The following is a 21,277-nucleotide window of genomic DNA, read 5'->3' as shown; positions in this document are numbered from 1 at the left end:
GTTGCGCTTTTTCCTTCACCATGGCCGATATGTCCGCTTCCCCGCTGGTTGAATTCAAGGATGTGACCTTTTCTTACCCGGGTTCGGCCGGTGATCGCGTCATTCTCAATCGCGTCACGCTGTCGGTGCCTCGAGGCAAGGTCACGGCGCTGATGGGCGCGTCGGGTGGTGGCAAGACCACGGTGTTGCGCCTCATCGGCGGGCAACAAAAAGCCAACAGTGGCGAGGTCTTGTTTGATGGCAAAAACGTCGGCCAGCTGGCGCAGCCCGAGCTCTATCAGGCGCGGCGGCGCATGGGCATGCTGTTCCAGTTTGGCGCGCTGTTCACCGATCTGAGCGTCTTTGACAACGTGGCGTTTCCGCTGCGCGAACATACGGCGCTGCCGGCCAGTCTGATCCGCGACATCGTGCTGATGAAGCTCAACGCCGTCGGATTGCGCGGCGCGCGCGAGCTCATGCCCAGCGAAATTTCTGGCGGCATGGCCAGGCGCGTGGCGCTGGCGCGCGCGATTGCGCTGGACCCGGATCTCATCATGTACGACGAGCCGTTTGCCGGCCTCGACCCGATTTCGCTGGGCACGGCGGCGCAGCTGATACGCCAGCTCAACGACACGCTGGGCATCACCAGCATCGTCGTCTCGCACGATCTGGAAGACACTTTTCGCATCGCCGACAAAGTCATCATCCTGGCCAATGGCGCGATTGCGGCGCAGGGCACACCCGATGAAGTCAAAAACTCCACTGACCCGCTGGTGCACCAGTTTGTCAACGGGCTTAGCGAAGGGCCGGTGAAATTTCATTACCCGGGGCCCGACGTCGCGGCCGATTTTGGCGACCCGGCGGCTTTGGCAAAAGCCACGGCTGCTGCCGCCAGAGGAAAGCGTTCATGAGCCGCTACAGCCCGGTTGTGCTTCTCTCCAATCTGGGTTTTGCCACGCGCGGCACGCTGGCCGAACTCGGTCTGGCGGCCCGCCTGATGGCGCGCCTGCTGGCGCTGAGCGGCCCCGCGCTGGCCCGCTTTGGCCTGGTGCGCGACCAGATTTTTTTCCTTGGCAATTATTCCCTGGCCATCATCACGGTGTCGGGTCTGTTTGTCGGTTTTGTGCTGGGCCTGCAGGGCTACTACACGCTGCAGCGCTACGGCTCCTCGGAGGCGCTGGGCCTGCTGGTGGCGCTCAGCCTGGTCAGGGAGTTGGGCCCGGTGGTGACTGCGCTGCTGTTTGCGGGCCGCGCGGGCACGGCGCTGACGGCCGAGATTGGCCTGATGAAGGCCGGCGAGCAACTGTCGGCTATGGAAATGATGGCGGTCGATCCGATACGACGAATCCTGGCGCCGCGCTTTTGGGGTGGCGTGATCGCCATGCCGCTGCTGGCCGCCGTCTTCAGCGCCGTCGGCATCCTGGGCGGCTGGGCCGTCGGCGTGCTGATGATTGGTGTCGATGCGGGTTCTTTCTGGAGCCAGATGCAGGCCGGTGTCGATGTCTGGCGCGATGTGGGCAATGGCGTGATTAAAAGTTTTGTCTTTGGCGTGACGGTGACCTTTGTCGCCCTGCACCAGGGCTTTGAAGCGCAACCGACGCCCGAGGGCGTGTCGCGCGCCACCACGCGCACCGTGGTGGTGGCCTCGCTGGCGGTGCTCGGGCTGGACTTTTTGATGACAGCATGGATGTTCAGCCTTTAAGCCCACCGACTCTGCGGTTTTAACCACCCATGCAAAAATTAGATTCGACTGTGTTTGTGCCTTGTGGGCCTGCTCGCAACGCCTGGCCCGGTCATTGAAAGAAAAAAATGCAACGCTCCAAAAACGATTTCTGGGTGGGTCTGTTTGTCCTGATAGGGGGCGCGGCCCTGCTGTTCCTGGCGCTCAAGTCCGCCAATCTGCTGACCCTGAATTTCAACAGCACGTACCAGATCACGGCCAAATTTGACAATATTGGCGGCCTGAAGCCGCAGGCCGCCGTTAAAAGTGCCGGCGTGGTGGTCGGACGGGTTGAAAGTATTACGTTTGACGATAAATCCTACCAGGCCAGTGTGCATCTGGCCCTGCAAAGCCGTTACGCTTTTCCCAAGGACAGCTCGCTCAAGATACTAACCAGCGGCCTGCTCGGTGAGCAATACATCGGCGTGGAAGCAGGGGGCGACGAGAAAAATCTTGTCGCAGGTGACGTGGTCAAACAGACCCAGTCGGCCGTAGTGTTGGAAAACCTGATCAGCCAGTTTTTGTTCAGCAAGGCGGCGGACGGCAGTTCGGGATCAGGCACTGCACCGCCATCAGGGACCACAGAAAAAAAATGACGACATCCATCATCATGAAAGCGCCTGTGTACAGGGCTAGCACTGCGCTGGCGCTTACGTTCACCTTCGCCCTGCTGCAAGGTTGCGCCACCGGGCCCGATGCCAACCCGGCCGACCCGCTGGAGCCGTTCAACCGGACGGTGTTCAAACTCAATGAGGGCCTGGACCGCGTCCTCGTCAAGCCTGCAGCAACCCTTTACCGTGATGCCACGCCGGCGCCGCTGCGCCGGGGGGTGAGCAACTTCTTTGGCAATATTGCTGACGTCCGGTCGCTGGTCAACAACGTATTGCAGTTCAAGCCTAAAGAGGCTGCCGACACGCTGTTTCGGGTGACCACCAACACATTTTGGGGACTGGGCGGTCTTTTTGACGTGGCCAGCGATCTGGAAATTCCCAGGCACAGCCAGGATTTCGGCCGCACCCTGGGGCATTGGGGCATCGCAGCCGGCCCCTACGTGGTGCTGCCGGTGCTTGGCCCTTCCACCGTGCGTGATTCCGCCGGTTTGCTGGTCGACAGCAAGGTGGATCTTTTGGGCCGGGTGGAAAACATTCCGGCACGTAACGTCCTGCTTTCAGGGCGTGCAGTGAACTTGCGGGCAAATTTGCTGGGTGTGGAGGATGTGCTGGAACAGGCCGCACTCGATAAATACAGTTTCTCCCGCGAAATTTATTTGCGGCGTCATCTGCGGCGCAACAGCGGTTTTAACTTTAGCTCGGACAACGGCGCAAGCCCTAGCGCAGACACAGCGCCCGAGGAGCGCTTCGATTTGCCTGAAGTAGTTCCCGAGGCTGCGCCTGGCGCCGGGGCAACTGCCGAGCCTGCAGCGCCAGCCAAATAAGATGCGCGTTGTAAACAACATTTACAAGACCGTTGCACAACTTCATCGCCGGCCGCTCATCATGGCGCAAAATTATTTGAGGTATGTCTGATGTCGGCAAGCCCGGCCTTATGGACAGGCTGCGATATTGATCTCCATTTGTTTCGCTTTCGAAGGAAAACCATGAACCCCGTGAATCGTAGAACTTTGGTTCGTTTGTTGACTGCCTCGCTCAGCCTGGCACTGCTGGCGTCTGCGCCGCTTGTTCGCGCCGCCGATGAGGCCCCTGACGTCCTGATCAAACGCGTGTCCGCAGAAGTGCTGGAAACCATCAAATCGGACAAAGCCGTACAGGCTGGTGACATGAGCAAGGTGATTGCGCTGGTCGACAGCAAGGTCATGCCCAATGTAAATTTCACCCGCATGACGGCGGCGGCCGTTGGCCGCAACTGGCGCCAGGCTACGCCGGAACAAAAGACGCGGCTGCAGGAAGAGTTCAAGATACTGCTGGTGCGCACCTACTCAGGCGCCCTTTCGCAGGTTAAGGACCAGCGCCTGAGCGTCAAACCGCTGCGCGCTGCAGAAACCGACACCGAAGTCGTGGTGCGCAGCGAAGTGCTGGGCCGGGGTGATCCGGTGCAGCTCGACTACCGCATGGAAAAGACCGCTTCGGGCTGGAAAATCTATGACCTCAACGTGTTGGGTGTCTGGCTGGTAGAAACCTACCGCACCCAGTTTGCTCAGGAAATCAGTGCCAAAGGGGTTGACGGCCTGATCGCCGCGCTGGCGCAGCGCAACAAGTCCAACGCTGGCGATCAAAAGTCCGAGCAGAAGTCCTGAGACAGCTGCTTGCCATGCTGACACTTCCTGCGGTTTTGACGCACGCTGCGTCGGCACAGTTTGCCCTTGGCTTGAAACAGGCGGTGGCGTCACAGCCGGCGCAACTGGTGGCCGATGCCAACGGCCTGCACGAATTTGACTCGTCCGCTCTGGCGCTGCTGCTCGCATGCCGGCGCGAAGCGCTGGCTGGGGGCAAGGCTTTTTCGGTGCAGGGTCTGCCGGCACGGCTGCGTCAGCTGGCCGGTCTGTACGGCGTTGCCGAGCTGATTCCAGACAGTGCGGCCGTCCCGGCCTGAGCCGGCGTTCGGGCCGGTTTGCCGCGCGCCGTTTGCGCCGAGCGGGGACTTGAACGGTCCGTCCCAGAGATGCTGGCGCCAGCCCTTAAAATAGTGGGTTAATGCCAGCTATCTCTTTCCAGTCCGTCTGTAAAACCTACCCCTCCGAGCGAAAACAAACCGGCCCTGCTGTGCGGGCGCTGGACAACGTGAGCTTTGACATTCCGCAAGGTGAGTTCTTCGGCCTGCTGGGGCCCAACGGCGCCGGAAAGACCACGCTCATCAGCATTCTGGCGGGCCTGTCACGCGCCAGCAGTGGTTGCGTCAAGGTGCATGGCAGCGATGTGGTCACCGATTACGCCAACGCCAGGCGCAAGCTCGGCGTGGTGCCGCAAGAGCTGGTGTTCGATCCGTTTTTCACCGTGCGCGAGGCGCTGCGCATCCAGTCAGGCTATTTCGGCATCAAGCACAACGATGCCTGGATTGACGAGCTGCTGGCCAGTCTGGGCCTGGCCGACAAGGCCAACGCCAACATGCGCCAGCTCTCGGGCGGCATGAAACGGCGCGTACTGGTGGCGCAGGCGCTGGTGCACCAGCCGCAGGTGATCGTGCTCGACGAGCCGACCGCCGGCGTTGATGTGGAGCTGCGCCAGACCTTGTGGCAGTTCATCGCCAAACTCAACAAACAGGGCAGCACCGTGCTGCTGACCACGCACTACCTTGAAGAAGCCGAGGCCTTGTGCAGCCGCGTCGCCATGCTCAAGCAAGGGCGTTTGGTGGCGCTGGACCAGACTTCCGAGCTGCTCAAGGCGGCCTCAAGCAATGTGCTGCGTTTCAAAATTGACAGCGAACTGCCCATGCATCTGGCGGCGCAGGCGCGCATTACCGGACGCATCGTGCAGTTTCCCGCGCACAACGCGCGCGAGATCGAGCAGTACCTGGCCGCCATTCGCCAGGCCGGGCTGGTGGCCGAGGATGTGGAAATTCGCAAGGCCGATCTGGAAGACGTGTTCCTCGACGTCATGAACGAAAGCGCTGCGAAAGTGCCTCTTGCCGTCGATGCACTGGATTTGGCCGGAGCCGCGAAATGATCGGCTGGCAAACCCTTTTCTACAAGGAAATCCTGCGTTTCTGGAAGGTCGGCTTCCAGACCGTAGGCGCGCCGATATTGACAGCCGTACTCTACATGCTGATTTTTGGCCATGTGCTGCAAGGACAGGTCAAAGTTTATGACCAGATCAGCTACACCGCCTTTCTGGTGCCTGGCTTGGTGATGATGAGCGTGCTGCAAAACGCCTTCGCCAACAGTTCTTCCTCGCTGATCCAGAGCAAGATTATGGGCAGCCTGGTGTTTGTGTTGCTCACGCCGCTGTCGCACTGGCACTGGTTTTTGGCTTACGTCGGCTCGTCGGTGGCGCGCGGGCTGTTGGTGGGCAGCGGGGTGTTTGCCGTGACTGTGTTTTTTGGCCGGCCCGGCTTTGCGGAGCCGCTGTGGATCGTGCTGTTTGCCATCCTCGGTGCCGCCCTGATGGGCGCGCTGGGCATCATCGCGGGATTGTGGTCTGAAAAATTTGACCAAATGGCGACTTTCCAGAACTTCGTCATCATGCCCATGACGTTTTTGAGCGGCGTGTTTTATTCAATTCATTCTTTGCCGCCTTTTTGGCAAAAAATCAGCCACCTGAATCCGTTTTTCTACATGATTGACGGCTTTCGTTACGGCTTTTTTGGCGTCAGCGACGTCTCGCCCTGGCTGAGCCTCGGCATTGTGCTGGCCGCCTTGGCGCTGGTTAGCGCCGTGGCCGTCACCATGCTGCGCACCGGCTACAAAATCAGGCATTAAAGGTATGGCCCCCACGCTTTTCACTTCGTGTAATGCGCTGCCCCCCGAGGGGGCTGGCCTGGCTTGGGGCGGCCCGGCGCTGGCGGCCCTCGCCCCCACGCTTTTTACTTTGTGTAATGCGCTGCCTCCCGAAAGGGCGGGCCTGGCTTGGGTGCGGCCCGGCGCTGTGGCCGGTGGCCTTCGCGCTTATCCGTGGAGGCTCCCGTTCTTGGAGCAGCCCGACGAAAATACAGTGACCACCACGCACCAGGAAAAAAATATGACCAGCGAAGAACTCCAAACCATCATTGCCGCGGGCCTGCCCTGCGAGTACCTCGAAGTGTCCGGTGACGGCAGTCACTGGTTCGCCATCGTCGTTTCCAGCGCTTTTGAAGGATTGACCAGGATCCAGCGCCACCATCGCGGCTATGCCGCGGTTGGAAACCGAATTCAGACCGGCGAGGTTCATGCCCTGTCGATGAAAACCCACACGCCTGTTGAATGGGCCGCACTTAAAGCGCAATAAAAAAATGGACAAACTATTGATTCGCGGCGGCAAGTCGCTGGCCGGCACCGTCAACATCTCGGGCGCCAAAAACGCCGCTTTGCCGGAGCTTTGCGCGGCCCTGTTGACCGCCGACACGGTGACGCTGGAGAACGTGCCCGGCCTGCAGGACGTGGCCACCATGCTCAAGTTAATCCGCAACATGGGCGTGGCGGCCGAGCGTAGCCAGGCCGTGCCGGGCACCGTCACGCTCAACGCGGGCGCGCTGAGTTCGCCCGAAGCGCCCTATGAACTGGTCAAAACCATGCGCGCCTCGGTGCTGGCCCTGGGCCCGCTGCTGGCGCGCTTCGGCGAAGCCACGGTGTCGCTACCCGGTGGTTGCGCCATCGGTTCTCGGCCGGTCGACCAGCACATCAAGGGCCTGCAGGCCATGGGGGCCGAGATCACGGTCGAACACGGTTACATGCTGGCCAAATTGCCGGCAAATCGTCAACGCCTGAAGGGCGCCAGCATCACGACCGACATGGTGACCGTCACCGGGACCGAAAACTTCCTGATGGCCGCCAGCCTGGCCGAGGGTGAAACGATTCTCGAAAACGCCGCGCAAGAGCCTGAGATTGGCGACTTGGCCGAGATGCTTATCAAGATGGGCGCCCGCATCGAAGGCCACGGCTCTCGCCGCATCAGAATTCAGGGCGTGGAGCGCCTGCACGGCTGCACCCACCAGGTGGTGGCCGACCGGATAGAGGCCGGCACCTTTTTGTGTGCCGTGGCGGCGGCGGGCGGCGATGTGGTGCTCAAGCATGGCCGCGCCGACCACCTCGATGCGGTGATCGACAAGTTGCGCGAAGCGGGCGCTACGGTCAGCGCCGGCGAAGGCTTTATCCGCATCCAGGCCCAGGGCCGCATGAAGGCGCAGTCTTTTTGCACCACCGAGTACCCCGGCTTCCCGACCGACATGCAGGCGCAGTTCATGGCGCTCAACGCCATTGCGCAAGGCAGCAGCAGCGTGACCGAGACGATTTTTGAAAATCGTTTCATGCACGTCAACGAGCTGGTGCGACTGGGCGCCAGGATACAGATCGAAGGCAAGGTGGCAACGATTGAAGGCGTTGAAAAACTCTCGGGCGCCACCGTCATGGCCACCGATTTGCGCGCCTCTGCCAGCCTGGTGATTGCCGGTCTGGTGGCCGAGGGCGAAACCGTGATCGAGCGCATTTACCACTTGGACCGCGGTTACGACCAGATGGAAGCCAAGCTGCGCGGCATCGGTGCAGACATAGAACGAGTCAAATCATGATCACCCTCGCTTTATCTAAAGGCCGCATCTTCGACGATATCCTGCCGTTGCTCAAAAGCGCCGGCATTGAGGTGCTGGACGACCCGGAAAAATCACGCAAGCTGATACTTGACACCAACCAGCCCGGTCTGCGCGTGGTGCTGGTGCGCGCTACCGACGTGCCGACCTATGTGCAGTACGGCGGTGCCGATCTGGGCGTGGTCGGCAAAGACACGCTGCTGGAGTCCGGCAGCTTGGGCCTGTACCAGCCGCTCGATCTGCAGATTGCCAAATGCCGCATCAGCGTGGCGGTGCGCCAGGGTTTCGACTACGGCGCCGCCGTCAGGCAGGGTTCGCGCCTGAAAGTGGCGACCAAGTACGTGGCGATTGCCCGCGACTTTTTTGCCACCAAAGGCGTGCACGTCGACCTGATCAAGCTCTACGGCAGCATGGAACTGGCGCCGCTGACCGGGCTGGCCGACGCCATCGTCGATCTGGTGTCAACAGGAAGCACGCTCAAGGCCAATCATTTGGTCGAGGTCGAACGCATCATGGACATCAGTTCGCACCTGGTGGTGAACCAGATTGCGCTCAAGCTCAACTACGCGCCCATCCGCAAGATGATTGATGCGCTGGCGTTGGCCTCGGCCGGCGCCGTGGCCCGTTAACCGAACACTTACAACCCTTTAATGCTATGAAATTAATAGCTGCTCCCGCCCGTCTATCCTGCGTTGACAGCACTTTTGATGCCCAATTCAAGGCGCGCCTGCATTGGTCCGCCGCCACCGACGCGGCGATCGAGCAGCGCGTCGCCGACATCCTGACCGACGTGCAGCAGCGCGGTGATGCGGCGGTGCTTGAATACACCGCGCGTTTTGACGGCCTGAGCGTCGCCTCCATGAGCGAGCTCGAACTCACCCAGGCCGAATTGAAAGCCGCCTTCGAGGCGATTCCGGCTGCCCAGCGGGACGCCTTGCAAGCGGCCGCGCGGCGCGTGCGCACGTACCACGAGGCGCAAAAAAAGGCCAATGGCGAAAGCTGGAGCTACCGCGATGAAGACGGCACGCTGCTGGGCCAGAAGGTCACGCCACTTGACCGCGTCGGCATTTACGTGCCCGGCGGCAAGGCGGCCTACCCGTCCTCGGTGCTGATGAACGCCATCCCCGCGCATGTGGCCGGTGTGGCTGAAATCATCATGGTCGTGCCTACCCCCAAGGGGGAAAAGAATGCCCTGGTGCTGGCGGCCGCTTACGTGGCCGGCGTCACGCGCGCCTTCACGGTAGGCGGTGCGCAGGCTGTGGCGGCGCTGGCCTATGGCACCGCCACCATTCCCGCCGTCGACAAGATCACCGGCCCTGGTAACGCCTATGTGGCCGCTGCCAAGCGCCGCGTCTTTGGCACGGTGGGTATAGACATGATTGCCGGACCCTCCGAGATTTTGGTGCTGGCCGATGGCAGCACACCCGCCGACTGGGTGGCGATGGACTTGTTCAGCCAGGCTGAGCACGACGAGCTGGCCCAAAGCATTTTGCTGTGCCCCGATGCGGCCTATATCGACGCAGTGCTGGCCGCGATGAACCGCCTGCTGCCGCAGATGCCGCGCGCCGACATCATCGCCAAATCGCTCAATGGCCGCGGTGCGCTGATTCTGACGCGCAGCATGGAAGAAGCCTGCGAGATCAGCAACCGGATTGCGCCCGAGCATCTGGAAGTCTCCAGCCGCGACCCGCATCGCTGGGAACCGTTGCTGCGCCACGCTGGCGCGATTTTCCTGGGTGCCTACACCAGCGAAAGCCTGGGAGACTATTGCGCCGGCCCCAACCATGTGCTGCCCACCAGCGGCACGGCGCGCTTTTCCAGTCCGCTGGGGGTCTACGATTTTCAAAAACGCTCCAGCCTGATCGAAGTCAGCGAAGCCGGGGCGCAGGTGCTGGGCAAAATTGCCGCCGAACTGGCTTATGGCGAAGGCCTGCAGGCCCATGCGCGCGCCGCCGAGATGCGCCTGCAGGACGTGCCCGCCATGAGAGTGAATAAATGACCGCTACCAATGGACAGAAACTCTCCGCCGAACGCAGCGACGGGCCGCCCCGAGCAAGTTCCGCCCACTCAGGGGGCAGCGCCGCACACGAAGTGGCAAGCGTGGGGGTGCATGTGTTTCGCCAGGATGTGCAGTCCATGCACGCTTACGCCATCCAGCCGTCAAGCGGCATGGTCAAGCTGGACGCGATGGAAAATCCGCACCGCCTGCCGGCCGCCCTGCAGGTCGAGCTCGGTCAGCGGCTCGGGGCGCTGGCGCTGAACCGTTATCCCGATGGCCGGGTCAATGACTTGCGCGCTGCGCTGGCCGACTACGCCGCGATGCCCGAGGGCTTTGACATCATGCTGGGCAATGGTTCGGACGAGCTGATTGCGCTGCTGGCCATGGCCTGCGATGTGCCGGGCGATGCATCCAGCAGCGGCCGACCGGCTGCCGCGATCCTCGCGCCGCTGCCAGGTTTTGTGATGTACGCCATGAGCGCGCAGCTGCAGGGCCTGAAGTTCATAGGCGTTGATTTGACGGCCGATTTCGAGCTCGACGAAGCCGCCATGCTGGCGGCTATTGCTGAACACAAGCCGTCCATCACCTACCTGGCCTACCCGAACAACCCGACTGCCAATCTGTGGGACGACGCGGTGATTGAAAAGATCATCGACGCCGTGGGCCTGCAAGGCGGCCTGGTGGTGCTGGACGAGGCCTACCAGCCCTTTTCCAGCAAAAGCTATATCGACCGCATCGGCCGGCACCGCCATGTGCTGCTGCTGCGCACCCTGAGCAAGTTTGGGCTGGCCGGCGTGCGCCTGGGCTATCTGCTGGGCCCCAAGGCGCTGATCGCCGAAATCGACAAGGTGCGGCCACCGTACAACATCAGCGTGCTCAACTACGAGTGCGCGCTGTTTGCGCTGGAGCATCGGGCGGTGTTTGCCGAACAGGCGCAGCAGCTGGTGGCGCAGCGCAAAAGGGTGCTTGAGGCGCTTAGCGCCATGAAGGGTGTCAAAACCTGGAAAAGCGACGCCAACATGATTCTCTTGCGCGTGCTGGGCGAGGGCGATAGGGCCACCAAAACCTTCGAAGGCATGAAAACCCGTAAGGTGCTGGTCAAAAACGTTTCTAAAATGCATCCATTGCTGACCAATTGTTTGCGCGTGACAGTCGGCACGGCTGAGGAAAACGCGCAAATGCTAGCGGCGCTTGAAAAATCCCTATGACCACCCCCCATCCTGAATTGATCGCCACCCCGCGCGTCGCCGAAGTCTCGCGCAACACCGCCGAGACCAAAATCACCGTCAGGGTCAACCTGGACGGCACCGGTCAGGCCAAACTGTCCACCGGCATCGGTTTTTTCGACCACATGCTGGACCAGATTGCGCGCCACGGCCTGATTGATCTGGATATTCATGCCGAGGGCGATTTGCACATTGACGGCCACCACACGGTGGAAGACGTCGGCATCACGTTTGGGCAGGCCGTGGCGCAGGCGGTGGGCGACAAGAAAGGCCTGCGCCGCTACGGCCACGCCTACGTGCCGCTCGATGAGGCACTGTCGCGCGTGGTGGTCGATTTTTCGGGTCGGCCCGGGCTGGACATGCATGTGCCGTTCAAGAGCGGCATGATTGGCACGTTTGACAGCCAGCTCGCGTACGAATTTTTCCAGGGCTTTGCCAACCATGCCTTCGTCACGCTGCACATTGACAACCTCAAGGGCGAAAACGCCCACCACCAGGCAGAAACCGTGTTCAAGGCCTTCGCCCGGGCCTTGCGCATGGCGCTGGAAATCGATCCGCGCGCCGCTGGCGTGATCCCGTCGACCAAAGGCTCGCTGTAGGTGCCTGAGCGAACGAGACCGTCATTAATGCATGTTTTAGGCCTCTAGCCCAAGCAGGGCGGGCGCAGGTAGCTATTAAATTCATACCATAGCAGGATCAAAGGATCACTTGAAAACAGTAGCAGTGGTTGACTATGGCTCGGGCAATCTGCGCTCGGTGTCGCAAGCCGTCCAGCATGTGGCGCAAGGCAGTGGCTACGAGGTGCGGGTCACCTCGCGCGCGCAGGATGTGCTGGACGCTGAACGCGTCGTGCTGCCGGGGCAGGGCGCCATGCCCGACTGCATGCGCGCCCTGGCCGAGTCCGGTTTGCAACAAGCGGTGCTGCATGCCGCCGCCCACAAGCCGCTGTTTGGCGTCTGCGTCGGCATGCAGATGCTGCTTGACAAAAGCGACGAAGGACCGCTGGCCGCCGGCACGCCGGGGCTGGGTTTGATCCACGGCGAAGTCATCAAGTTTGATCTGGCCGGCCGGCTTCAGCCCGACGGCAGCCGCTACAAGGTGCCGCAAATGGGCTGGAACCAGGTGTTTCAGTCAGCGCCAGCGCACCCACTGTGGGCGGACATCGACGACGGCGCGTATTTTTACTTCGTGCACAGCTTTTACGCGCGCCCGGCCGATGCCCGTCACATCGCGGGCCAGGCCGACTACGGTGCGCGCTTTGCGGCAGCGATTGCGCGCGACAATATTTTTGCCACCCAGTTCCACCCTGAGAAAAGTGCCGATCAGGGGCTGGCCCTGTACCGTAACTTCCTGCACTGGAAGCCTTGATGCAACGCAAGCGCCGGGCGCAAATAGTCGCTACAGTAAGTTTTTTTCATTAACCCCCCGTCAGCTCTCTTTTTCTTTTAACTTCAACATGCTACTCATCCCCGCGATTGACCTGAAAGATGGTCACTGCGTTCGTCTCAAACAGGGCGACATGGATCAATCCACCATTTTCAGTGACGACCCGGCCGCCATGGCGCGCAGCTGGGTTGACAAGGGCGCGCGCCGCCTGCACCTGGTGGACCTGAACGGCGCGTTCGCCGGCAAGCCCAAAAACGAGCTGGCGATCAAGCGCATCCTGGCGGAAGTGGGCAACGAAATCGATGTGCAGCTGGGCGGCGGCATTCGCGATCTGGACACCATAGAGCGCTACCTCGACGCCGGCCTGCGCTACGTCATCATCGGCACCGCCGCCGTCAAGAATCCGGGCTTTTTGCAGGACGCCTGCACCGCTTTTGGCGGCCACATCATCGTCGGGCTCGATGCAAAAGACGGCAAGGTCGCCACCGACGGTTGGAGCAAACTGACGGGGCACGAGGTGGTGGACCTGGCCAGGAAATTTCAGGAATACGGTGTCGAGTCCATCATCTACACCGACATCGGCCGCGACGGCATGCTCAGCGGCATCAATATTGAAGCGACCGTCAAGCTGGCGCAGGCGCTGACGATTCCGGTCATCGCATCGGGCGGCCTTTCCAATATGGCCGACATTGAAGCGCTGTGCGAGGTCGAGAGCGAAGGCGTGCAGGGCGTGATCTGCGGGCGTTCCATCTACAGCGGCGACCTGGACTTTGCAGCGGCGCAGGAGCGCGCCGACGAGCTCAACGGATGAAGATATGACCCCCACGCTCCCCGCTTGGCGTGGTTCGCTGCCCCCCAGGGGGCCGCTGCGCCTGCGGCCCGGCAAAGCCGGTTCCGCGGCCCCTGCTGGAATGCAGAGTTCAGTAAAAACTTGGACGCCAACGGCCGCCAGCGCCGGGCCGCCCCAAGCAAGGCCAGCCCCCTCGGGGGGCAGCGCAGCACACGGAGTGGCAAGCGTGGGGGCACATGTTAGCTAAACGCATCATTCCCTGCCTTGACGTGACCGGCGGCCGTGTCGTCAAGGGCGTCAATTTTGTCGAACTGCGCGACGCCGGTGACCCGGTGGAAATTGCCGCGCGCTACAACGACCAAGGCGCCGACGAGTTGACATTTCTGGACATCACCGCCACCAGCGACGGGCGTGACCTGATCCTGCACATCATCGAAGCCGTGGCTTCGCAGGTTTTCATTCCGCTGACGGTGGGCGGCGGCGTGCGCACGGTCGACGACGTGCGGCGCCTGCTCAATGCCGGAGCTGACAAGACCAGCTTTAATTCGGCCGCGCTGGCAAATCCGCAGGTGATTGAAGACGCCTCGGCCAAATACGGCGCCCAGTGCATCGTGGTGGCGATTGACGCCAAGCGCCGCAGCGCCGAAGACGCCCTGGCCCGTGGTCCGGGCTGGGATGTTTATAGCCACGGCGGCCGCAAAAACACCGGGCTGGATGCCGTGGCCTGGGCCAGCGAGATGGCGCGGCGTGGCGCCGGCGAGATTTTGCTGACCAGCATGGACCGCGACGGCACCAAGTCTGGTTTCGATCTGGCGCTGACCCGCGCCGTCAGCGACGCCGTCAGCGTGCCGGTGATCGCCTCGGGTGGCGTCGGCAGCCTGGACCATTTGGCCGACGGCGTGCAACTGGGCGGCGCCGATGCGGTGCTGGCGGCCAGCATTTTTCACTACGGAGAATTCACGGTGCAGCAGGTCAAGCAGCACATGGCGGCGCGCGGTATTCCGGTAAGGTTGTAACCCTCGTCGGACGCTCATTGCCTGTAGCGCCTTCCCCCTGCCGGGGCGGTATCTGCGGCCCGGCAAAGCCGGTTCCGCGGTGCCCCTGGTTTTAAGAGCTTCTGTGACCGCACCCGAATCAATGACAATTAGCGCATGACTCAAAATTGGCTAGACAACATCCAATGGGACGACAAGGGATTGGTTCCTGTCATAACGCAGGAAGCCGCCAGCGGCGACGTGCTGATGTTTGCCTGGATGAACCGCGAGGCACTGCAGAAAACCGCCGAGCTGGGCCAGGCGGTGTACTTCAGCCGCTCGCGCGGGCGCCTGTGGCACAAGGGCGAGGAATCCGGCCATCTGCAGACTGTGCATGAAATCCGGCTCGACTGCGACAACGACGTGATTCTGCTCAGGGTGACGCAGCTCGGTCATGAACCCGATCAACCTGGAATAGCCTGCCACACGGGCCGCCACAGCTGCTTTTTCAGTCTTTACAAAGACGGCCAGTGGCTGGTCACCGAACCGGTGTTGAAAGATCCAGCCAGCATCTACAAATAGGCACTACTGTTTCAATATGTCCTCCAACGACACTCTGCAGCGCCTGGCGCACATCATCGAAGGCCGCAAGCCGACCCGCGGCGGCGATCCGGACACCAGCTACGTGGCGCGCCTGTTGCACAAAGGCCCGGACGCCTTTCTGAAAAAAATTGGCGAGGAAGCCACCGAAACCGTGATGGCCGCCAAGGATATTGACTGCGGCGGCGCCACGCCCGCGCTGAAAGCCAAACTGGTAGGCGAGGTCGCCGATTTGTGGTTTCACAGCCTGATCGCGCTGGTTCACTACGGCCTGATGCCCTCGGACGTGATGGCTGAGCTGGAGCGGCGCGAGGGCACCAGCGGCATTGAAGAAAAGGCGCTGCGCAAGGCGCACGATCGGGAAGACCCGAATGACAGGAATAAAAGGAATGCGGCGCAAAAACCGTGATTCGGGTTGCCGCATTTGCCAGCCACAACGATGTTCCCTTTGATGCCGCTCAACCATTTTTGACAGGAGCCAAACACCATGGAAAGCAACCTGACTGACTATCACGGAAAAACCGACGGTGACCGCACCGTGATGCATGTGCTTTATGGCCTGCACACGCTGGCCTGGTTCAGCGGCGGCGTGTTTGCGGTGATCGCGGTGATCATCAACTACCTGCGGCGCGCCGACGAGACCGAACCACTGTACGTCGACCATCACAACTACATGATCGCCACCTTCTGGTGGACGCTGCTGTGGCTGGTCTTGCTGTCGCCCCTGTGGCTGCTGTTGATGCTGCCCGGCGCGGTGGCCTACGGCATCGTGTGGCTTTGGTATTTGTACCGCTGTATCCGCGGCTGGATGCGCTTTAACAGCCAGCGCCTGACCTGATGGAGAACCCGCCCATGAGCCATTCCGAGAACTGCATTTTCTGCAAAATTGCCGCGGGCAGCATTCCGAGCCGCAAGGTTTACGAAGACGACGAACTGTTCGCGTTCGACGACATCCATCCGTGGGCGCCAGTGCATTTCTTGCTGATTCCTAAGGCGCATATCGCGTCCATGGCGCAGGTCGGGCCCGAACACGCGGCGCTGTTGGGGCGGATGCTGGTGCTGGCGCCGCAACTGGCGCTGCAGCAGGGCTGCCAGCCCTACCCCGAAGGCGGCTTTCGCATCGTCGTCAACACCGGTGCCTTGGGGGGGCAGGAAGTGCATCACATGCACTTTCATGTGCTGGGCGGCCCCCGGCCCTGGCTGAAAGACAGGCCCGTTTAAGCGCTTAGAGGGAACCCTTGGGTGCCCCAAGACACTAACCTGCAGGTCAATGGGTGTACTCTGCATATCGGCAGTCCGGGCATTTAGAATGAAGTCAGTCGCGTGCAAACACGCAAAACCTGTAATTACAGACTAGGAGCAACACATGGGTTCATTTTCTATTTGGCACTGGTTGATCGTGCTGTTGATCGTGGTGATGGTGTTCGGCACCAAAAAACTCCGAAACATGGGCGGCGACCTTGGCGGTGCCGTCAAGGGCTTCAAGGACGGCATGAAAGAAGGTGGCCAGCCAGCAGCCGACGACAAACCGGTAGCTCCCGGACAGGTCACCAACGCCCAGGCGGCTGACAAGTCGGACAAGACCACGATTGACGTGGAAGCCCGGCACAAGTTGTAAACCTGCTGATGCAGCATGATTGATCTCGGTATTTCAAAAATAGCGCTGATTGGCGCTGTGGCGCTGATCGTGATCGGGCCGGAGAAGCTGCCGCGTGTAGCGCGCACCGTGGGAATGCTGCTGGGCAAAGCGCAGCGTTACGTGGCCGATGTCAAGCAAGAGGTCAGCCGCTCCATGGAACTCGACGAGCTCAAGAAAATGAAAGACTCCGTCGAGGGGGCCGCCCGCGATGTTGAAAACACGATCCAGACCCACGGCAGTGATTTTGAAAAATCATGGGCTGAAACCACTTCCAATGCGAACGACGGTGGCTCCGGCATGGAGATATTTCCCGAATACCGGCACCCGAAAAAGAAGTGGCGGCTCAAGCAGGGCGCCACGCCGCTGTGGTACAAGGCGCGCTCCGGCGTGCGCACCAAGGCACAGTCAGGTGCCGCCCGTGTGGCGCGGTTTCGCCCGCAACCAGGCCCAAAGGCCTAGTTTTGTGATGGATCAGTTTTTCCTGATTTTTTCGTTCCCCATCGTCTGATCTTTCTTCGCTCGCGGGTACCGCGGCGCAACCCCTCAAGCGCAAACTTTCCTTCATGAGCGACCCCCACACCGACAAGCCCGACGAACTCGCAGGTAGCGAGCAACCCTTTGTGCAGCACCTGGTGGAACTGCGCGACCGGATGATCAAGGCAGTGATCGCCATCGGTCTGGCGGCGGCCGTGCTGGCGCTGTTTCCTGGCCCCGGCGCGCTCTATGACCTGATGGCCGCGCCGCTGGTGGCTTCCCTGCCCAAGGGCGCCACCCTGATCGCCACCAACGTCATCTCGCCGTTCATCGTGCCGATCAAGATCATGTTCATGGCCGCCTTCATGATTGCGCTGCCGGTGGTGCTCTACCAAGTCTGGGCCTTCGTCGCGCCCGGGCTGTATTCACATGAGAAAAAGCTCATCATGCCGCTGGTGGTGTCGAGCACCTTGCTGTTTTTTGCCGGGGTGGCTTTTTGCTACTACTTCGTCTTTGGCCAGGTGTTCAAGTTCATCCAGAGCTTTGCCCCCAAGTCGATCACCGCAGCGCCAGACATTGAGGAATACCTCAACTTCGTGCTCGGCATGTTTCTGGCATTCGGCCTGGCGTTTGAAGTACCGATTGCGGTCATTTTGCTGGTCCGTATGGGCGTGCTCAGCGTTGCGCAGCTGCGTGAGTACCGCGGCTATTTCTGGGTAATCGCGGCCGTCGGCACGGCGCTGGTTACGCCGCCAGACGCGGGCTCCATGATCATGCTGCTGGGGGTGGTGGGCGGCCTGTATGAAGTCGGCATTGTGGCGGCCCAGTTGCTTGTCAAGCGCAGCAAGGCGGCTGATGCGGACAGCGCGTCGGAAGCGGCCAAGCCCTGACACCCTGACGGTGCTGGCCCTGGCGACAGGCCTGCGCGAAGCGGGCCGTCTGCACGTCCGAATTCAGTCTTCATGCTCTAAAGAAAAGCATGTTATGGGCCGCTAGCCCAATGAATACGGGCGTCAGTAGCTATTAAATATATAGCAAGCGGCAGCGGGACCGGGCCAGCACAGGAGCTGGCGGGGCCGCATCCGCAGGCCTGCGGCCCGCCTCAGCGCTGAGCTCTGGGGCGCTGGCGCTTGCCGGGGGTGACGGCAATGTCACTTTGGCCGTCTTTGCGCAGCACCGTCAGCGGTGCCGGCGTGCCCGGTTTCAGGGCGGCAACGGCGGTCAGCAGCTGGCTTACATTGCTGATCGATTTGCCGTTAACGGCCGTGATAACGTCGCCAGGCCGGATGCCAGCCTGTGCGGCTGGGCCGTTTTGCAGCACGCCGGTCAGCACCACACCGCCGGTTTTCACCGCGCTGGGCTGGATGCCGAAGGTTTCGGCGAGCTCGGCGTTCAGGTCTTGCGGTTCCACACCAATCCAGCCGCGCGTCACCTGGCCGTCCTTCACGATGCCGTCCAGCACCTGTTTGGCGGTCGATACGGGAATGGCAAAACCGATGCCCATTGAGCCGCCAGAACGCGAGTAAATCGCGGTGTTGATGCCCATCAGGTGGCCGTTTACATCGACCAGCGCACCGCCCGAATTGCCGGGGTTGATGGCGGCGTCGGTCTGGATGAAATTTTCAAAGGTGTTGATGCCCAACTGGTTGCGCCCGAGCGCGCTGACGATGCCGCCGGTCACGGTCTGGCCGACGCCAAACGGATTGCCGATGGCCAGCACCGGGTCGCCCACCTGCAGCGAATCTGAGTCGCCCAACACGATGACGGGCAGCTTGTCCAGGTCGATCTTGAGAATGGCCAGATCGGTGTCGGGGTCAGTGCCAATCACCTTGGCCTTGGCCTTGCGCGTGTCGTTGAGCATCACCTCGATCTCGTCGGCCCCGTCCACCACGTGGTTGTTGGTCAGGATGTAGCCCGCAGTACTTATGATGACGCCGCTGCCCAGGCCGCCCTGCGATTCGCCGGAACCCTGGTCGCCGTAGAAAAACTTGAACCACGGGTCGTCGGCGTTCGGGTTTTTAGCCGCAGCCTTGCTGGTGTTGATGCTGACCACCGCCGCAGCAGCCTGCTTGGCGGCCGAGGCGAAGCCAATGCCCGGGCCGGCGCTGCGCTGCGCGTTGCTGGCAGGCGCCTCGATAACCGACACACCGCCCCGCGAGTTGCCGCGGTCCAGCCACTGTGGCTGGAGCGTGGCCACCACAAAATAAGCCGCCAGCACAATCGTGACGGTTTGGGAAAACAGCAACCAGGTGCGCTTCATGTTGGGCAGGGTCCGGTAAAAGTTCAACGACAGGTCAAGCAATGCAGGCCGCGGACCAAGGCAGGCGCCGCAGCAATCGTGCTGCGCGCGGCTTCAATTGTCACCCAAGCCGGCAGAATTTTCATTGCGCGGGCGATTTTTCACCTCAGAGGCCAAGCCGGGAACTGCCCGGCCGGTTGCTCGGGGCGCTGCTCAAGCTGAGACAATCAGTGCATGAGTACCACTCGACAGGAATTGCTGCAGGCCTTTGACGCGCTGCTGCAGCCCGCGCGCTTCAAGGACTATGGGCCGAATGGCCTGCAGGTGGAGGGGCGCGCGCGTGTCGAAAAAATCGTCTCCGGCGTCACCGCCAGCCGCGCGCTGATCGAAGCGGCCATTGCGGCGAAGGCAGACGCCATTTTTGTCCACCATGGGCTGTTTTGGCGCGGCCAGGATGGCTGCAATATCGGCCCGGTTGTGGGCTGGATGAAGCAGCGGCTGGCGCTTTTGCTGGCGCACGACATCAACCTGTTCGCCTACCACCTGCCGCTCGATGCGCACGGCGAACTCGGCAACAACGCGCAGCTGGGCCTGCAGCTCGGCCTGCAGGCGACGGCGCGCTTTGGTGAGCAGGATTTGGGCTTTCTCGGCGGGCGCGCCGATGGCGCCAGCTTTGCCAGCGCCGGCGCCCTCGCTGAACACCTCGAAAATGTATTGAATCGGCCTGTAGTGCAGGTGGCACGGGCGCAAGCAGCTATTAAAACGATAGCGTGGTGCAGTGGCGGCGCGCAAAGCTACTTTGAGGCAGCGATTGCAGCCGGCGCCGATGCCTTCATCACCGGCGAGATTTCCGAGCCACAGGCGCACTACGCGCGCGAGATGGGCGTGGCTTTCATTGCCTGCGGCCACCATGCGTCGGAGCGTTACGGCGCGCCCGCCGTCGTCGGGCAGGTGGCGGCGCAGTTGGGGCTGGCGCACCAGTTCATCGATATTGACAATCCGGCATGAACAAACCGCTTCTCATCACCATGGGCGATGGCGCCGGCATAGGCCCGGAAATTATCGCCAAGGCGTTTCGCGATGCGCCGGCTGAGCTGGCGGGCTGCATCGTGGTCGGTGACGTGGCCACGCTGCGCCGTGCCGCCGCGCTGATGGCGGCGCCGCTGGCTTGGCCAGTGGCGCACCTTGACAGCTTGGCAGACGCCTCATCGGTGCCACCACGCTGCATCCCCGTGCTACAAAAATGTGAGCTGTTTGCGCCCATCCCGTATGGGCTGGTGAGTCATTTGGCCGGAAAAGCCGCAGCGGACTGCATTGTCTGGACGGCCCGGGCGGTGCTGGCGGGCGAGGCGGCGGCCATGGTGACGGCGCCGATTCATAAAGAGGCGCTGGCCGCTGCCGGAGGCTGGGTCGCGGGGTTTGCGGGTCACACCGAGATGCTGCAAGCCGAGGCCGCGGCGTTTCTGGGCCAGCCCGTGAGCGCCGTGCCGGTGCGCATGATGCTGGCCAATGACGAACTAAAAACCGTGCTGGTCAGCATCCATATGTCGCTGAGAAAAGCGATCGAGGCCGTGACCTTCGACAGTGTGCTGCAAACCCTGCGCATCACGCACCAGGCGGTGGGCGCCAGCCTGGGACGCGCGCCGCGCATCGCGGTGGCGGGCTTGAACCCGCATGCCGGCGAGGGCGGGCTGTTTGGCAGCGAAGAGCAGCGCATCATCGCCCCGGCCATCGCAGCGGCCCGCGCCGAGGGCCTGGATGCAAGCGGCCCGTTCGCGCCAGACACCGTGTTCATGCGGGCGCGCCATGCGCCTGGCCATGCCGGCGAGTTTGACGTGGTGGTGGCGATGTACCACGACCAGGGGCTGATTCCGGTCAAATATCTGGGCGTGGAGCAGGGCGTCAATGTCACGCTGGGCCTGCCGCTGGTGCGCACCAGCCCGGACCACGGCACGGCGTTTGACATTGCCGGCAGCGGCCGGGCCGACGCCTCCAGCCTGCGCGCCGCCATTCGCCTGGCGCGCCAGCTTGTCGCTTAGCTAAAAAATACGAGTAAAAATGACTCTAGCCCAATGAG

At 61.8% G+C, this 21,277-nt stretch carries 27 protein-coding genes; 26 read left to right on the top strand and 1 reads right to left on the bottom strand.

Features of this window, described 5'->3' with window-relative positions; translation table 11 throughout:
- Positions 1-20 precede the first annotated feature (20 nt).
- From HHJ18_RS09815 to tatC, 24 genes are all read left to right on the top strand, one after another.
- Complete coding sequence (locus HHJ18_RS09815; RefSeq protein WP_296914564.1) at positions 21-890, top strand: ABC transporter ATP-binding protein; 870 nt, start codon at positions 21-23, stop codon at positions 888-890.
- Positions 887-1,681, top strand: a complete 795-nt coding sequence (gene mlaE, locus HHJ18_RS09810; RefSeq protein ID WP_296914561.1) for a lipid asymmetry maintenance ABC transporter permease subunit MlaE — start codon at positions 887-889, stop codon at positions 1,679-1,681. The genes HHJ18_RS09815 and mlaE overlap by 4 nt, the downstream gene beginning before the upstream one ends.
- 107 nt (positions 1,682-1,788) lie before the next feature.
- Positions 1,789-2,295 carry an outer membrane lipid asymmetry maintenance protein MlaD gene (mlaD, locus tag HHJ18_RS09805; RefSeq protein ID WP_296914558.1) on the top strand — a complete coding sequence of 169 codons (507 nt, stop codon included), beginning with the start codon at positions 1,789-1,791 and terminating at the stop codon, positions 2,293-2,295.
- Complete coding sequence (locus tag HHJ18_RS09800; protein ID WP_296914556.1) at positions 2,292-3,134, top strand: VacJ family lipoprotein; 843 nt, start codon at positions 2,292-2,294, stop codon at positions 3,132-3,134. The genes mlaD and HHJ18_RS09800 overlap by 4 nt, the downstream gene beginning before the upstream one ends.
- Before the next feature lie 171 nt (positions 3,135-3,305).
- Entirely contained in the window at positions 3,306-3,953 is a 648-nt protein-coding gene (locus tag HHJ18_RS09795; protein WP_296914553.1) for a phospholipid-binding protein MlaC, read from the top strand.
- A 14-nt stretch (positions 3,954-3,967) separates the two neighbouring features.
- Positions 3,968-4,249: an STAS domain-containing protein gene (locus tag HHJ18_RS09790; RefSeq protein ID WP_296914551.1), complete on the top strand. Its 282-nt coding sequence runs from the start codon at positions 3,968-3,970 to the stop codon at positions 4,247-4,249.
- A 101-nt stretch (positions 4,250-4,350) separates the two neighbouring features.
- Positions 4,351-5,319, top strand: a complete 969-nt coding sequence (locus tag HHJ18_RS09785) for an ABC transporter ATP-binding protein (protein WP_296914550.1) — start codon at positions 4,351-4,353, stop codon at positions 5,317-5,319.
- Positions 5,316-6,071, top strand: coding sequence for an ABC transporter permease (locus HHJ18_RS09780; RefSeq protein WP_296914547.1), 756 nt, complete (start codon positions 5,316-5,318; stop codon positions 6,069-6,071). The genes HHJ18_RS09785 and HHJ18_RS09780 overlap by 4 nt, the downstream gene beginning before the upstream one ends.
- Before the next feature lie 259 nt (positions 6,072-6,330).
- Positions 6,331-6,576 carry a BolA family protein gene (locus tag HHJ18_RS09775; RefSeq protein ID WP_296914544.1) on the top strand — a complete coding sequence of 82 codons (246 nt, stop codon included), beginning with the start codon at positions 6,331-6,333 and terminating at the stop codon, positions 6,574-6,576.
- A 4-nt stretch (positions 6,577-6,580) separates the two neighbouring features.
- Entirely contained in the window at positions 6,581-7,855 is a 1,275-nt protein-coding gene (murA, locus tag HHJ18_RS09770) for a UDP-N-acetylglucosamine 1-carboxyvinyltransferase (RefSeq protein WP_296914541.1), read from the top strand.
- The gene (gene hisG / locus HHJ18_RS09765; RefSeq protein WP_296914538.1) at positions 7,852-8,502 is read left to right on the top strand and encodes an ATP phosphoribosyltransferase; all 651 of its coding nucleotides are present in this window, start codon (positions 7,852-7,854) and stop codon (positions 8,500-8,502) included. Before murA ends, hisG begins: the two co-directional genes overlap by 4 nt.
- 26 nt (positions 8,503-8,528) lie before the next feature.
- Complete coding sequence (hisD, locus tag HHJ18_RS09760; protein ID WP_296914535.1) at positions 8,529-9,872, top strand: histidinol dehydrogenase; 1,344 nt, start codon at positions 8,529-8,531, stop codon at positions 9,870-9,872.
- Positions 9,869-11,080 (top strand): histidinol-phosphate transaminase, encoded by a 1,212-nt coding sequence (hisC, locus tag HHJ18_RS09755; protein ID WP_296914532.1) that lies wholly within the window; start codon positions 9,869-9,871, stop codon positions 11,078-11,080. Before hisD ends, hisC begins: the two co-directional genes overlap by 4 nt.
- Positions 11,077-11,697, top strand: coding sequence for an imidazoleglycerol-phosphate dehydratase HisB (gene hisB, locus HHJ18_RS09750; protein WP_296914528.1), 621 nt, complete (start codon positions 11,077-11,079; stop codon positions 11,695-11,697). Before hisC ends, hisB begins: the two co-directional genes overlap by 4 nt.
- Before the next feature lie 109 nt (positions 11,698-11,806).
- On the top strand, positions 11,807-12,466 hold the full coding sequence (gene hisH, locus HHJ18_RS09745; RefSeq protein WP_296914525.1) for an imidazole glycerol phosphate synthase subunit HisH: 660 nt from the start codon (positions 11,807-11,809) through the stop codon (positions 12,464-12,466).
- Between the two features lie 88 nt (positions 12,467-12,554).
- Positions 12,555-13,295 (top strand): 1-(5-phosphoribosyl)-5-[(5-phosphoribosylamino)methylideneamino]imidazole-4-carboxamide isomerase, encoded by a 741-nt coding sequence (gene hisA / locus HHJ18_RS09740; protein ID WP_296914522.1) that lies wholly within the window; start codon positions 12,555-12,557, stop codon positions 13,293-13,295.
- Positions 13,296-13,510: 215 nt separating this feature from the next.
- Positions 13,511-14,290, top strand: a complete 780-nt coding sequence (gene hisF / locus HHJ18_RS09735; protein ID WP_296914520.1) for an imidazole glycerol phosphate synthase subunit HisF — start codon at positions 13,511-13,513, stop codon at positions 14,288-14,290.
- A 135-nt stretch (positions 14,291-14,425) separates the two neighbouring features.
- The gene (gene hisI, locus HHJ18_RS09730) at positions 14,426-14,830 is read left to right on the top strand and encodes a phosphoribosyl-AMP cyclohydrolase (RefSeq protein ID WP_296914517.1); all 405 of its coding nucleotides are present in this window, start codon (positions 14,426-14,428) and stop codon (positions 14,828-14,830) included.
- A gap of 16 nt (positions 14,831-14,846) precedes the next feature.
- A complete protein-coding gene (locus HHJ18_RS09725) occupies positions 14,847-15,257 on the top strand; it encodes a phosphoribosyl-ATP diphosphatase (RefSeq protein WP_296914514.1) in 411 nt (136 codons plus the stop codon).
- A 78-nt stretch (positions 15,258-15,335) separates the two neighbouring features.
- The gene (locus tag HHJ18_RS09720) at positions 15,336-15,686 is read left to right on the top strand and encodes a hypothetical protein (RefSeq protein ID WP_296914511.1); all 351 of its coding nucleotides are present in this window, start codon (positions 15,336-15,338) and stop codon (positions 15,684-15,686) included.
- A gap of 14 nt (positions 15,687-15,700) precedes the next feature.
- Positions 15,701-16,069, top strand: a complete 369-nt coding sequence (locus HHJ18_RS09715; protein WP_296914508.1) for a histidine triad nucleotide-binding protein — start codon at positions 15,701-15,703, stop codon at positions 16,067-16,069.
- A gap of 145 nt (positions 16,070-16,214) precedes the next feature.
- A complete protein-coding gene (gene tatA / locus HHJ18_RS09710) occupies positions 16,215-16,466 on the top strand; it encodes a Sec-independent protein translocase subunit TatA (protein ID WP_296914505.1) in 252 nt (83 codons plus the stop codon).
- Between the two features lie 15 nt (positions 16,467-16,481).
- Complete coding sequence (locus HHJ18_RS09705) at positions 16,482-16,946, top strand: twin-arginine translocase TatA/TatE family subunit (RefSeq protein WP_296914502.1); 465 nt, start codon at positions 16,482-16,484, stop codon at positions 16,944-16,946.
- Positions 16,947-17,050: 104 nt separating this feature from the next.
- The gene (gene tatC, locus HHJ18_RS09700) at positions 17,051-17,851 is read left to right on the top strand and encodes a twin-arginine translocase subunit TatC (RefSeq protein WP_296914500.1); all 801 of its coding nucleotides are present in this window, start codon (positions 17,051-17,053) and stop codon (positions 17,849-17,851) included.
- A gap of 212 nt (positions 17,852-18,063) precedes the next feature.
- Here tatC and HHJ18_RS09695 read toward each other — a convergent pair whose 3' ends face one another.
- Positions 18,064-19,221, bottom strand: coding sequence for a trypsin-like peptidase domain-containing protein (locus tag HHJ18_RS09695; RefSeq protein ID WP_296914498.1), 1,158 nt, complete (start codon positions 19,219-19,221; stop codon positions 18,064-18,066).
- Positions 19,222-19,434: 213 nt separating this feature from the next.
- Between HHJ18_RS09695 and HHJ18_RS09690 the strand changes: the two genes are divergently transcribed.
- Both HHJ18_RS09690 and pdxA read left to right on the top strand, forming a co-directional pair.
- Positions 19,435-20,208 carry a Nif3-like dinuclear metal center hexameric protein gene (locus HHJ18_RS09690; protein ID WP_296914495.1) on the top strand — a complete coding sequence of 258 codons (774 nt, stop codon included), beginning with the start codon at positions 19,435-19,437 and terminating at the stop codon, positions 20,206-20,208.
- Positions 20,205-21,239: a 4-hydroxythreonine-4-phosphate dehydrogenase PdxA gene (gene pdxA, locus HHJ18_RS09685; RefSeq protein WP_296914492.1), complete on the top strand. Its 1,035-nt coding sequence runs from the start codon at positions 20,205-20,207 to the stop codon at positions 21,237-21,239. Before HHJ18_RS09690 ends, pdxA begins: the two co-directional genes overlap by 4 nt.
- Positions 21,240-21,277 lie beyond the last annotated feature (38 nt).

It is taken from the genome of Polaromonas sp. (assembly GCF_012927455.1).
Lineage (GTDB): Bacteria > Pseudomonadota > Gammaproteobacteria > Burkholderiales > Burkholderiaceae_C > Polaromonas.
This window is presented reverse-complemented; position numbering and strand designations above follow the sequence as displayed.

What these genes read in the sequence shown, in the direction of transcription:
- HHJ18_RS09815 (WP_296914564.1), top strand. Translation starts at nt 21, where the DNA reads ATGGCCGATATGTCCGCTTCCCCGCTGGTTGAATTCAAGGATGTGACC.
- mlaE (WP_296914561.1), top strand. Translation starts at nt 887, where the DNA reads ATGAGCCGCTACAGCCCGGTTGTGCTTCTCTCCAATCTGGGTTTTGCC.
- mlaD (WP_296914558.1), top strand. Translation starts at nt 1,789, where the DNA reads ATGCAACGCTCCAAAAACGATTTCTGGGTGGGTCTGTTTGTCCTGATA.
- HHJ18_RS09800 (WP_296914556.1), top strand. Translation starts at nt 2,292, where the DNA reads ATGACGACATCCATCATCATGAAAGCGCCTGTGTACAGGGCTAGCACT.
- HHJ18_RS09790 (WP_296914551.1), top strand. Translation starts at nt 3,968, where the DNA reads ATGCTGACACTTCCTGCGGTTTTGACGCACGCTGCGTCGGCACAGTTT.
- HHJ18_RS09785 (WP_296914550.1), top strand. Translation starts at nt 4,351, where the DNA reads ATGCCAGCTATCTCTTTCCAGTCCGTCTGTAAAACCTACCCCTCCGAG.
- HHJ18_RS09780 (WP_296914547.1), top strand. Translation starts at nt 5,316, where the DNA reads ATGATCGGCTGGCAAACCCTTTTCTACAAGGAAATCCTGCGTTTCTGG.
- HHJ18_RS09775 (WP_296914544.1), top strand. Translation starts at nt 6,331, where the DNA reads ATGACCAGCGAAGAACTCCAAACCATCATTGCCGCGGGCCTGCCCTGC.
- murA (WP_296914541.1), top strand. Translation starts at nt 6,581, where the DNA reads ATGGACAAACTATTGATTCGCGGCGGCAAGTCGCTGGCCGGCACCGTC.
- hisG (WP_296914538.1), top strand. Translation starts at nt 7,852, where the DNA reads ATGATCACCCTCGCTTTATCTAAAGGCCGCATCTTCGACGATATCCTG.
- hisD (WP_296914535.1), top strand. Translation starts at nt 8,529, where the DNA reads ATGAAATTAATAGCTGCTCCCGCCCGTCTATCCTGCGTTGACAGCACT.
- hisC (WP_296914532.1), top strand. Translation starts at nt 9,869, where the DNA reads ATGACCGCTACCAATGGACAGAAACTCTCCGCCGAACGCAGCGACGGG.
- hisB (WP_296914528.1), top strand. Translation starts at nt 11,077, where the DNA reads ATGACCACCCCCCATCCTGAATTGATCGCCACCCCGCGCGTCGCCGAA.
- hisA (WP_296914522.1), top strand. Translation starts at nt 12,555, where the DNA reads ATGCTACTCATCCCCGCGATTGACCTGAAAGATGGTCACTGCGTTCGT.
- hisF (WP_296914520.1), top strand. Translation starts at nt 13,511, where the DNA reads ATGTTAGCTAAACGCATCATTCCCTGCCTTGACGTGACCGGCGGCCGT.
- hisI (WP_296914517.1), top strand. Translation starts at nt 14,426, where the DNA reads ATGACTCAAAATTGGCTAGACAACATCCAATGGGACGACAAGGGATTG.
- HHJ18_RS09725 (WP_296914514.1), top strand. Translation starts at nt 14,847, where the DNA reads ATGTCCTCCAACGACACTCTGCAGCGCCTGGCGCACATCATCGAAGGC.
- HHJ18_RS09720 (WP_296914511.1), top strand. Translation starts at nt 15,336, where the DNA reads ATGGAAAGCAACCTGACTGACTATCACGGAAAAACCGACGGTGACCGC.
- HHJ18_RS09715 (WP_296914508.1), top strand. Translation starts at nt 15,701, where the DNA reads ATGAGCCATTCCGAGAACTGCATTTTCTGCAAAATTGCCGCGGGCAGC.
- tatA (WP_296914505.1), top strand. Translation starts at nt 16,215, where the DNA reads ATGGGTTCATTTTCTATTTGGCACTGGTTGATCGTGCTGTTGATCGTG.
- HHJ18_RS09705 (WP_296914502.1), top strand. Translation starts at nt 16,482, where the DNA reads ATGATTGATCTCGGTATTTCAAAAATAGCGCTGATTGGCGCTGTGGCG.
- tatC (WP_296914500.1), top strand. Translation starts at nt 17,051, where the DNA reads ATGAGCGACCCCCACACCGACAAGCCCGACGAACTCGCAGGTAGCGAG.
- HHJ18_RS09695 (WP_296914498.1), bottom strand. Translation starts at nt 19,221, where the DNA reads ATGAAGCGCACCTGGTTGCTGTTTTCCCAAACCGTCACGATTGTGCTG.
- HHJ18_RS09690 (WP_296914495.1), top strand. Translation starts at nt 19,435, where the DNA reads ATGAGTACCACTCGACAGGAATTGCTGCAGGCCTTTGACGCGCTGCTG.
- pdxA (WP_296914492.1), top strand. Translation starts at nt 20,205, where the DNA reads ATGAACAAACCGCTTCTCATCACCATGGGCGATGGCGCCGGCATAGGC.